Source organism: Mangrovibacterium sp. (assembly GCF_059905295.1).
The window spans coordinates 1-10,648 of record NZ_JBZQJF010000257.1 but is presented as its reverse complement, the minus strand read 5'-3'; the positions used below and the strand labels follow the sequence as shown (position 1 = coordinate 10,648).

Annotated in this window: 9 protein-coding genes; 3 read left to right on the top strand and 6 right to left on the bottom strand. The window is 43.9% G+C overall.

Features of this window, described 5'->3' with window-relative positions:
• Window positions 1–651 precede the first annotated feature (651 nt).
• Together rocD and AC37HE_RS13320 are read right to left on the bottom strand one after the other, a co-directional pair.
• Window positions 652–1,875 carry an ornithine--oxo-acid transaminase gene (gene rocD / locus AC37HE_RS13325; protein WP_500783343.1) on the bottom strand — a complete coding sequence of 408 codons (1,224 nt, stop codon included), beginning with the start codon at window positions 1,873–1,875 and terminating at the stop codon, window positions 652–654.
• A 151-nt stretch (window positions 1,876–2,026) separates the two neighbouring features.
• Complete coding sequence (locus AC37HE_RS13320; protein ID WP_500783342.1) at window positions 2,027–4,078, bottom strand: vWA domain-containing protein; 2,052 nt, start codon at window positions 4,076–4,078, stop codon at window positions 2,027–2,029.
• 147 nt (window positions 4,079–4,225) lie between these two features.
• Here AC37HE_RS13320 and AC37HE_RS13315 point away from each other — a divergent pair, with 147 nt between their 5' ends.
• Both AC37HE_RS13315 and AC37HE_RS13310 read left to right on the top strand, forming a co-directional pair.
• The gene (locus tag AC37HE_RS13315; protein WP_500783341.1) at window positions 4,226–5,116 is read left to right on the top strand and encodes a MerR family transcriptional regulator; all 891 of its coding nucleotides are present in this window, start codon (window positions 4,226–4,228) and stop codon (window positions 5,114–5,116) included.
• Between the two features lie 94 nt (window positions 5,117–5,210).
• The gene (locus tag AC37HE_RS13310) at window positions 5,211–6,431 is read left to right on the top strand and encodes an alkaline phosphatase family protein (RefSeq protein WP_500783340.1); all 1,221 of its coding nucleotides are present in this window, start codon (window positions 5,211–5,213) and stop codon (window positions 6,429–6,431) included.
• A gap of 65 nt (window positions 6,432–6,496) precedes the next feature.
• Here AC37HE_RS13310 and msrA read toward each other — a convergent pair whose 3' ends face one another.
• The 4 genes from msrA to AC37HE_RS13290 form a co-directional block, all read right to left on the bottom strand.
• Window positions 6,497–7,051 (bottom strand): peptide-methionine (S)-S-oxide reductase MsrA, encoded by a 555-nt coding sequence (gene msrA / locus AC37HE_RS13305; RefSeq protein ID WP_500783339.1) that lies wholly within the window; start codon window positions 7,049–7,051, stop codon window positions 6,497–6,499.
• A 158-nt stretch (window positions 7,052–7,209) separates the two neighbouring features.
• Window positions 7,210–7,785 (bottom strand): hypothetical protein, encoded by a 576-nt coding sequence (locus AC37HE_RS13300; RefSeq protein WP_500783338.1) that lies wholly within the window; start codon window positions 7,783–7,785, stop codon window positions 7,210–7,212.
• A 22-nt stretch (window positions 7,786–7,807) separates the two neighbouring features.
• Window positions 7,808–8,383, bottom strand: a complete 576-nt coding sequence (locus AC37HE_RS13295; RefSeq protein WP_500783337.1) for a flavodoxin family protein — start codon at window positions 8,381–8,383, stop codon at window positions 7,808–7,810.
• 12 nt (window positions 8,384–8,395) lie between these two features.
• Window positions 8,396–9,052, bottom strand: a complete 657-nt coding sequence (locus tag AC37HE_RS13290) for a DUF4159 domain-containing protein (RefSeq protein WP_500783336.1) — start codon at window positions 9,050–9,052, stop codon at window positions 8,396–8,398.
• A 228-nt stretch (window positions 9,053–9,280) separates the two neighbouring features.
• Between AC37HE_RS13290 and AC37HE_RS13285 the strand changes: the two genes are divergently transcribed.
• The gene (locus AC37HE_RS13285; protein ID WP_500783335.1) at window positions 9,281–10,516 is read left to right on the top strand and encodes an aminotransferase class I/II-fold pyridoxal phosphate-dependent enzyme; all 1,236 of its coding nucleotides are present in this window, start codon (window positions 9,281–9,283) and stop codon (window positions 10,514–10,516) included.
• Window positions 10,517–10,648: the final 132 nt, after the last annotated feature.

Here is a 10,648-nt window from a genome sequence, read left to right as displayed (position 1 = left end):
CAAAAAAAGTCAAGGCTGATTTTTATCTTCAGGTATCAGCTCCTGAAAGCTAAGTTCAGCCGGGTGATCTCCTTCTGTCGTCGGAGCTTCCCGGCTTCACTAAGCTTCCGGTTCGCTTCCTACCCTCGATAAAAAGTAGGCCGAAATCGCTTCGAGCAAGTTTCCATTTTCATTCGATTGTCTTCAACTGCCTTCTCGTGTTTTTCTCCACTTTCATTCCTGTTGGTGATTCCCCGTAATCATGAAGGTTTTTTGTAGTACGCTTTGGAAGATCCGGTTTGATGCTTCCGCAATCAGCGCGGATTTAATCCGCAGCTGTTTTTCATCTCCACAACGAGCGCGGCTTCAACCCGCGACGGATTTTGACTTCCCCAATTGGCGCGGGCTTAAACAGTGGCTGTTTTTCGCTTCCGCAATCAGCGTGGATTAAACCGATTGCAGATTTTCATCTCTCCAATTGGCGCGGCTTCAAACCGTGACGGATTTTGACTTTCCCAATTGGCGCGGGCTTAAGCAGTGGCTGTTTTTCGCTTCCCCAATCAGCGTGGATTAAATCGATTGCAGATTTTCATCTCCCCAATTGGCGCGGCTTCAAACCATGACAGTTTAGTGCTTCCGCATTTGGCGTAGCTTATTTATTGCTGTTCCGGATTAATCCGCTATTTCGGCAAAGGTTTTTTTGATCCGCTCAATCGCATCGCGCATTTGTTCTTCGGTAATAACTAACGGCGGTGTGAAACGAATAATATGCTCGTGCGTTGGTTTGGCCAGGATCCCGTTTGCTTTCATGGCCAGGCAAACATCCCAGGCTGTTTTACCATTTGTCGGTTTAATCACAATTGCATTCAGCAAACCTTTTCCCCTCACTTGCTCGATAAAGTCGGATTTTACAGCTTTCATTTCACGACGGAACAGCTCGCCCATACGGGTTGCGTTTTCAGCCAGTTTTTCTTCCTGTATTACTTCCAGTGCCGTAACAGCAACTTTAGCTGCAATGGGATTTCCGCCGTAGGTGGAGCCGTGTTCTCCCGGTTTGATGGTGAGCATGATCTCATCATCGGCCAGAACACATGAAACCGGGTACATACCACCCGACATTGCTTTCCCCAATATCAAAATGTCGGGGCGGACGTCCTCATGGTCGCAAGCCAGCATTTTGCCGGTTCGTGCCAGGCCGGTTTGCACTTCATCGGCAATAAACAGCACCTGGTACTTTTTGCAAAGCTCGGCAGCCGTTTTCAGGTAGCCATCCTCCGGAAGGTAAACACCGGCTTCGGCTTGTATCGGTTCGACCAGAAAACCGGCCACATTCGGATCACTCAATGCTTCGTCTAAGGCTTCAATATCATTGTAGGGAATGTTAATGAAGCCCGGTGTATAGGGCCCGTAATCATTATAAGCATCCGGATCCGACGACATGGAGATGATGGTGATCGTACGCCCGTGGAAGTTTCCGTTGCACACCACAATCCTGGCTTCGTTCTTCGGGATGCCCTTCACTTTGTATGCCCATTTGCGGGTAAGTTTCAGCGCCGTTTCGTCGGCTTCGGCTCCTGAATTCATAGGAAGCATTTTGTCGTAGCCAAACAGCTTGGTGGCATATTCTTCCCATTCGCCTAACACATTGTTGTAATAGGCACGGGAAGTAAGTGCCAGTTTACGCGATTGCTCAATCAGGGCATTTACAATTTTGGGATGGCAGTGCCCTTGGTTAACGGCTGAATAGGCTGCCAGGAAATCGTAGTATTTTTTCCCTTCAACATCCCAGACAAATACACCTTCGCCACGCTCCAGCACAACGGGAAGCGGATGATAATTGTGCGCTCCAAACTGATCTTCGCGCTCCATGAAGTATTGGACATTATTTTTACCCATAGCAAAATTGTTTAAGAGATTAATTACAGAATTAGTGAATTTTTCAGTCACGGCAAAGCCAATTAGCCTGTTCAATAATAGGCTTCTATACTGAATAATCTTATTGGTGTTCTCTTAAAAAATCTTATAATAAAGAAGAATTTACTGTTTGTTATTTCCAGAAACGGATGATTAACAATTCTGCAACAGCAAAGAACAAACCCAGCAGTAAAAAGTATTTCCAAAGTTCGATAAGGTTGGCTTTGGCATCGTACTGGCCCAACCAATCCGGTGTTTCAGTATTGTAAACCTGGAAGGAGCCTTTTTGTCCGGCCAATTGGTTTAATTCATCCATACTGTAGAAATTCATATCCGACTCATCGCGGTTATAGTTGAAGGCCAGGGGGGCAATTGTTTTACCGTCCTGTGTAATGCGATAAAAGCCTGCTACATGAACAAATTCGTCCGGATTAAAGCGAAGTTGGTCACCATTGCCGTTTGGTGCTGTTAGCTGTACATTTAGTTTGCCGGCATAATCCTGCAAGTAAACCGGATCAGCAGTGAGTTGCTTGTGGTGGAGGTGTAAGCTTAGGCTGGTATTGTTTTCAACCCGGTATTGAATGGTTTGCGGGAAATAGCTGTGCAAGGCCATATTGTAAATTACCGGCACAAACAGCGGGTGCTGGAAAAAGTTAGTTGCATCAGCCGTTAGTGGGAAATTGAATTGATATAATTGCCCCTTTTCTAAATTGAATTCGCGCAGTGCCACACTTCCGTCATTGTTTGTCAGAATGGCATTAGACATGCTTTGGACGGGGAGCTGAGTGCGATATGACTTACGGATTTCCGGCAGGTTCAATCGGTCGTACTGGCGGGTAAAAACTTCCCGGAATAAATGGTTTTGCAAATTCAGATGGTCAACTTTAAGCTTCGTATTGTTGATGACACCAAAGTGGGCCACCTGGAGACGATTAAAGAAACGGTTGTACGAATTCAGGTCAATTTCTTCGCCGGGGAAGATAACCAGGCTTCCGCCATTATCAATAAAGTTGACTAAGGTATTTTGCAATCCTTCCGGCAGGGCGGGAAGGTTCAACAAATAAATACACTGGTAAGCTGCAACCCGACTTAGTTGAAGTCGGTCGTAAGACATCTGGTCCAATTTAATTTGCTCGCTGCCGTCGAATAACAGATTGAGCCATTGGCTTGCTTTTTCGCCTTGTTGTGAAATAACCAGCGTGTTTATTTGGCCGGCAACTTCGTAGCTAAAGTAGAATGAATTATCATAGGTAATGGGATAGTCGTTTAGCTCTACCCGGCAATTCTGAATTCCTTCTTTCCCATTCTGATATGACAGTTCTTTTTCAATGCTTTCTCCGGCTTTCAGGTTGATGGCTGTCAATGCTTTTAGTGAGTCATTCACAAATAACCGCAGTGGCACATTATTGTATGCTTTGTCCGATTGATTGGTAATGCGAACTGTCAGCTTTTCGATTTGGTTGCTTAAACGCCCGGGAAAGTCCAGCCAGCAGGTATCGATCAGCAAGTTATTGACCTGAGGTTGGACGAAGGGCAATAAATAAATCTGCGAATGATCTTTCGGCTCAAGTTGGTCCAAATCCGAAAATTTTTTCTGGAAGTCGGAAAGCAGGTATAGTTGCGGCATTGCTTTCGGATACTGAACTTCAATTTCATTTTGAAGGACTCGCACTGCTTTGCTACTCTCCATTGCCGAGGCACTACTTTGGATTTGTCCGATCTGGGTGAACAGTTGCTCTCTGTTTAAACTTAAACGTTGATTCGGATTGGCATCATTGGTCAGAAGCAGGAAATTGGTACCCGGCGAAAAGCTTTTGGCTAAATCGATGGCCTTGGCTTTAGCTGCTTCCAGCAGTGTGCCGTTTTCGCCCTGGCTGTTCATCGAAAAGGAATTGTCGATATAAATTCCGACTGTATTTGTACTGCTAAGTTGCGCATTCGAGTTCAACGGAATGTACGGCTGTGCAAAAGCAAAAACCACAGCAGCAATTGTAAAGATCCGGCAAAGCAGCATGGTAAACTGCTTCAGGTTATTCTTCTTTCTTGATTCGTTCAACAGCGTTTTCAAAAAGTTAACCTGGCTGAAGTAGACCGTTTTGTAGCGTTTGAAATGCAGAAAATGAATCAGTATCGGGATGATTACCAATGCTAATGCAAATAGGAATGAAGAATCAGCAAATTTCATGCGTTTATGTTTTGGTCCTCTTCAAAGGTGAAGTGAAATTACTTCCGAATATACAGCTTAGTCGCTAATTGCGCCAATATTTTGCTGATACCGTTATCAACTTTTACTAAAACAATATGTTGGCATGCCTGTTATTTAGGGTGATTTATGAATTATTACACCATTAAAGATTTAGAAACGCTTTCGGGCATTAAGGCTCATACGATCCGTATTTGGGAAAAACGGTATGGCTTTTTGGTGCCTGAACGTACCAGCACGAATATTCGCTTCTACAGCGATGAGGAGCTGAAGCTGCTGTTAAATGTTGCGGCCCTGGTTAAGCGCGGACATAAAATCTCAAAGGTGGCAGCATACGGAGAACAGCGTATTCACGAAGAGGTGTTGCTGTTGAATCAGCAAAGTAGCTCTATGGATCATTTAATGGATCAGCTGATTATTCACATCCTGAATTTCGATAGTCTTAAATTCGAAGCCTTGCTCGATGAGCTTCAGCAAAAAATGGATTTTGTTAAGTTAGTGACTGATCTGATCTTCCCGTTATTCCGAAAGATTGGCATTTACTGGCAAATCGGGAGTGTATTCCCGGCACAGGAGCATTTAATTTCCAACCTGGTCCGGCAGCGGTTTATTCTGGAAACAGCACAACTGAAAACGGACAATAATTTGAAAGCCGTGCTTTTCTTCTTGCCTGAAAACGAGTGGCACGAACTCGGTTTGTTGTTTTGCAGCTACCTGGCTACTTCAGCTGGTTACCCGACAATTTACCTGGGGCCTAATGTGCCGCTTGAAGATTTAAGGGTTTTAGCGGAACAAATGAATGGTAAGATCAGCTCGGTTGTAACTTCTTTTATTACTGCAATAGACCGGGATCAACTCGAATATTATTTGACTGAACTCGGGCAGATCTTTCAGTCTAAAACGATTGTTGTCAGTGGGGATCAAATTCGGTATCATGAGCCCGAAATGCCATCAAATATCAGTTTTATGACCAGCTACGAAGTTTTTCAGGAAAGCTTGAAAGTTAATTTTACAGTATGAATTCTTGTTTAATCCCAAATTAACTTTAGTCTGATTTTAATTGCTTAGCTTCACCCTTCCAAACGGGAAGGTTTTAGTTAAAACAGACATTGTTGTGAAGAGAAAATTTGTTGTTATTGCAGTTTTTGTAGGCTGGCTTTTTTCTGCTTGTCATACTCCGGTAAAAGAAAAGTCGAAAGAGAATGCTCCGTACCTGGTTGTGTTATCGCTGGATGGTTTTCGATGGGACTATCCCCAAATGTATCATACACCGAATCTTGATTCAATAGCACGGGTAGGCGTAAAGGCCCAATCGTTAATCCCGTCGTTTCCAAGCAAAACATTTCCGAACCATTATACCATTGCAACCGGGCTTTATCCCGAGCATCACGGCATTGTGCTGAATACATTTACCGATCCCAGGATTGGTGATTACAAGCTGAGTGATCGGACGGCGGTGCAAAATGCCAAATTTTACCTGGGAGAACCGATTTGGGTGACAGCTGAAAAACAGAACCTGCGATCCGCTTGTTATTTTTGGCCTGGTTCCGAAGCGGCCATACAGGGAGTTTATCCTTCCATATGGAAAAAATATGACGAGTCGATAAGTTACGAAAGTCGGATTGATTCGGTTATAAGCTGGTTGCAAATGCCGGAGGAAAGCCGTCCGCATCTTATTATGTGGTATCTGGATGAACCCGATTATACCGGCCATTTAAATGGTCCGTTTGCAGCTAAAACGAAAGATGAAGTGGAACACCTGGATAGTTTGATCGGTGTTTTTTGCCACAAAATAAACGAGCTACCCAATGCTGATTCCATTAACCTGGTCTTTTTGAGTGATCACGGGATGGGACAGATTCGCAAGGATAAAAGTATTGCGCTGGCACAATATCTGCGCGACGACTGGGTTGAAAGTATTCGTGGTGGCAATCCGGTGGTTATGCTGAAACCCTTTGACCAGTATGCCGATACGGTGTGGAATGTTTTATCGAGCATTCCGCATATGGAGGTGTATTCGAAAGAGACCATGCCTGCCTCGCTTCATTATACTGAAAGCAATCGTATTCTGGATTATGTGTGCGTGGCTGATAGTGCTTATGCCTTGTATTGGAAAAATACGAATTTCATTGATGGTGGTACGCACGGATACAACCCTGCCAATTCAGATATGCATGCTATTTTTTATGGTGTTGGTCCTGCCTTTAAAAATGGCTACAAGTCAGCAAGTTTCCCCAATGTTGATCTGTATTCCATGTTTGCTAAGATCCTGAATCTGAAAGCTGCGAAAACCGATGGACATTTATCCGATGTTGAAGACCTGTTGAAGAAATAATAAATTCATTCCCCGGTAAGCAGGCAATGAAATCACTGCAAAGATGGCATTTCACCTTATTTGACCTAGCTCTTCAACCGGTCTTTAAATATTTTGCGAAATTTCTCCAGCTTGGGGATAACCACAAACTGGCAATAACCTTGCCCGGGGTTATTGGCTAAATAATTTTGGTGATAGTCTTCGGCTTTAAAGAAGTTCTTCCACCTGGTAACTTCGGTAACTACCGGTGCTCCGAAAATATTTTCATCATTCAATTGTTTGATGATGGCTTCAGCAATCACCTTTTGTTTCTCGCTATGGTAGAAAATGGCGGATCGGTACTGCGTGCCAACATCTGCTCCCTGTTTGTTTAGCGTTGTCGGATCGTGGGTTGCAAAAAATACTTCCAGAATTTCGGAGAAGCTGGTGAGGGATGGATCAAATTCAATTTCTACAACTTCTGCATGACCAGTGCGGCCGGTGCAAACTTCGCGATAAGACGGATTAACAACCTCGCCGCCTGAATAACCTGATGTAACAGAGATTACACCTTTCAATTCATTAAAAATTGCTTCGGTACACCAAAAGCATCCTCCGGCCAATGTTGTTGTTTCTGTTTTTCCCGGCTTTGTTTGTGTCATCGTTTGAAATGAAAATAGAGTTATTAATAGGAAGGAGTAAATTGTTTCAATGCCTTCTGTTTTACTTTGGAGCAAAAGGAAATTTTGGGTGAAAGACAATGCCATTACAGACCCTTCTTCAGCTCCCGAAGAAATAACAACAGAAGGTATTGTCCGGTTTAAAATTGGTGGGTTTGGAAAATAATAAAGCCGTAAATAGCAAAGCGGAGAATACGGAAAAGGGCGAAGTAGGTAAAGCGTTTCAAGGGGTATTCAGTGGAGCCAACCAGCATACTGATTAATGCCCAGGGAAGTGGTGTTAATGCTGCTGCGATAATTAAAGCAGATCCGAATTTGCGGAACATGGGCCAGTATTTCTTGAAAAACTTCCGGCTCATATATCGAAAGATAACAGTTCTGCGCAGGAACCGACCAATAAAAAAGGCCAGGTATCCTGCTGCGTAGGAAATTCCTGCAAAGAAGGTGAGATTGAGGACGTAATGAAGAACATCACCTTTGTGGTAAGCCCAAAGCATGAAAAATTCGGGAGGAAACAAACCAAAGAATACCTCTGACCAAATATAAATAAGATAGATTAGCGGAGTATTGCTATAGAATTTATTCAGCCATACTTCCTGATTTTCAGTTACGATATACTGCTTAAACAGATAATAAGCCACTCCAATAACCAAGGCATAAATTAATGCCCTCCCAAAGTTTTTTAGTAGAAATAGCGTTTTACTTTGTTCGGTCATGGCTTTTGTTGTTTGGACGGTTTTAGTCGGCTAGTTTTTGTAAAAGCCAGCTCATATTTTCACCCAGGGTTTGAATCGTTTGCATGCCTTCTTCATCATTCACGACATCGCCGGGATTTTTACCATAGGCAAAGTTCCAGTACGACGAGCCGGGAACAATCATCTGGTTAATCAGAAAAAAGTTGTTCATCGTGTCGAAAGTATGCAACTGTCCTCCGCGGCGTACGGAGATGACTCCTGCACCAACTTTCCGTTTGAGCAGATGTCCGTTGCCACGGGTCACGTAACCGGCAACATCAATCAGCGCTTTCATCTCGGTAGTTACATCGGCAAAATAAACAGGAGAGCCTAGGATGATGGCATCAGCCTCAATCATCTTCGCAATACATTCATTGATTACATCATTTTTAATGTGGCACTTTTGATCTTTTATTTCCCGGCATTTTCCACAGGCTGTACATCCGTGAACCGGCTTACCGCCCAGTTGGAAAAATTCCGTTTCAAAGCCGGCATCCTGCATCGGTTTTAAAGCAGTTTCAATCAAAAGTTTGGTGTTCCCATTGCGGCGAGGACTGCCGTTTATGCCTAAGATTTTCATAGTCGTTTCATTTTAATTGCTGAATACATACGATACGATATTGGCACCCATCTCCAAAGCTTTTTCCCGAATAGGAGCAGGGTCGCCATGTACTGCCGGATCTTCCCATCCATCACTGATATCTGATTCGTAAGTGTACAAACAAACTAAGCGGCCATCAATGAACAGACCGAATGCCTGTGGACGCTTGCCATTGTGCTCATGAATCTTGGGCAAGCCATCCGGGAAATCAAAATGCTGGTGAAAGATCGGGTGACTGGCGGGCAGCTCTACAAACTCCTGGTCCGGGAAGATTTTTTTCATCTCGCGCCGGATATAAGGATCGAGGCCGTAGTTATCGTCGATATGCAGGAACCCTCCTGCTTCAAAATAGAGTTTCAGATTGCGACATTCTTCAGGTGAAAAGATCACATTGCCATGGCCGGTTAAATGAACCATAGGATAGTTGAATAAATCCATACTTCCCGGTTCTACATTTGCCGGATCAGCAGCAAAGTTCGTATGCAAATTCGCGTTGCAAAAGCGCATCAGGTTGGGTAGGGCCGTGGGGTCGCCATACCAGTCGCCACCACCGCTGTATTTCAGCAAACCGATTTTCAGTGTTGGAGCTTGTGCCTGTGCCAGCAACATTGATCCTAGCAATATGAATAGGAAGAATAGTCGTTTCATAGCTTTTGGGTCGAAAATCAAATATAAAAAGATTGCTGCGAATTTCAGGAACGACTGGTGATTTTGTGTCCGCTGTTAACAAATTTATGTTTGCTTTTCTGATTTTATTTCCTTCAATATTGGATAGGGAATGATAATTTAAAAACCAATTGGGGTGAAAGCTGTTATTTTAGCGGGCAGCAATTCCAGTTGCTGCTTTGAATGACCTATAAAAAACAAAATTGAAGAATGGAAAAAAGTTTTACGACCCGATCGCTGAATATTCCTTTTCCGAAAGATGATCCGCATCGGGCACTGGATATGCCTATTTATGAGTCCGTTGCTTTCGACTTTGCATCCTCGGAGGATATTGCGGCTAACTTTAGAGGCGAATTGCCTGCGCATGTATATTCCCGCACCAGTAACCCAACCCTGGAATATTTCGAACGAAAGATGAAGACCCTTACCGGTGCTCACCAGGCGTTAGCAGTTGCTTCCGGTATGGCGGCAATTACCAATACCATTTTATCGCTTTGCAAAACGGGCGATAATATCATCGCTGGCAATCAGTTGTTCGGGCATACCTTTGCCTTGTTCAGTGAGAGCTTAACCAACTACGGGTTGGAAACGCGCTTTGTGGATACAACAAAAATAGAGGCTGTTGAAGCTTTGATTGATCACAATACTCGTCTAATTTATTTCGAAACGGTCACTAATCCGCAGTTGGAGATCGCCGATATTGAGGCATTGGTGACTGTGGCCAACAAACACAATCTTGTTGTGGTAATCGATAGTACCATTACACCGCCGGTTGTGTTGAACTCGAAAAAACTAGGTGTTCATGTAGAGGTGATGTCGACTACGAAATTCATCTCAGGTGGGGCTACTTCTTTTGGGGGAGTGATTCTCGAGAATGGTTTGTATGATTGGTCGAAGAACCCGAATACAGCAACCTTCGCAGCTAAATTTGGCAAAGATGCCTTTATTGCCAAACTGCGGAAGAACTATTACCGAAATACTGGTGCATCGATGACGGCCCATACGGCGCATTACCAAATTATGGGACTCGACATGCTGGAGCTTCGGGTAGAGCGATGTTATAATAACTGCATGGCTTTGGGCGAATTTTTTCAAAAGCATCCGAAGGTGAAGAAAGTTAGCTATCCGGGCTTGAAAGGAACACGGGGATACGAGCTGGCCGTAAAACAATTCTCAGGTAAACCGGGAACGGTAATGACCTTTGATTTGGAATCGCAGGAGGCTTGTTTCAGCTTTATGAATCAACTGGAGATTATTCGACGGGCAACGAACCTGAATGATAACAAATCACTGATTATTCACCCGTATTCAACCATCTATGTTGAATTCCCCGAAGAAGAGCGCATTGCAGCAGGCATTCGTCCAACCATGATGCGTTTGTCGGTTGGTATTGAAGGAGCAGCCGATTTGATTGCTGATATTGAGCAGGCTTTAGCAAAAATCTAAAGTCTGGTGTCAAGTCAAGCAGTCAGTTTCGGAAAAGATTGCTTCCTCCTTCGTCGTCGCAATGACGTTATAGCGAGTACCTACCCCAAATAAATGGGGCATAATGCGGGAATGATCGTTTTTATTAAATCT

Coding starts and splice junctions, on each gene's coding strand:
- rocD (WP_500783343.1), bottom strand. CDS start 1,875: ATGGGTAAAAATAATGTCCAATACTTCATGGAGCGCGAAGATCAGTTT.
- AC37HE_RS13295 (WP_500783337.1), bottom strand. CDS start 8,383: ATGAAAATCTTAGGCATAAACGGCAGTCCTCGCCGCAATGGGAACACC.
- AC37HE_RS13290 (WP_500783336.1), bottom strand. CDS start 9,052: ATGAAACGACTATTCTTCCTATTCATATTGCTAGGATCAATGTTGCTG.
- AC37HE_RS13315 (WP_500783341.1), top strand. CDS start 4,226: ATGAATTATTACACCATTAAAGATTTAGAAACGCTTTCGGGCATTAAG.
- msrA (WP_500783339.1), bottom strand. CDS start 7,051: ATGACACAAACAAAGCCGGGAAAAACAGAAACAACAACATTGGCCGGA.
- AC37HE_RS13300 (WP_500783338.1), bottom strand. CDS start 7,785: ATGACCGAACAAAGTAAAACGCTATTTCTACTAAAAAACTTTGGGAGG.
- AC37HE_RS13320 (WP_500783342.1), bottom strand. CDS start 4,078: ATGAAATTTGCTGATTCTTCATTCCTATTTGCATTAGCATTGGTAATC.
- AC37HE_RS13285 (WP_500783335.1), top strand. CDS start 9,281: ATGGAAAAAAGTTTTACGACCCGATCGCTGAATATTCCTTTTCCGAAA.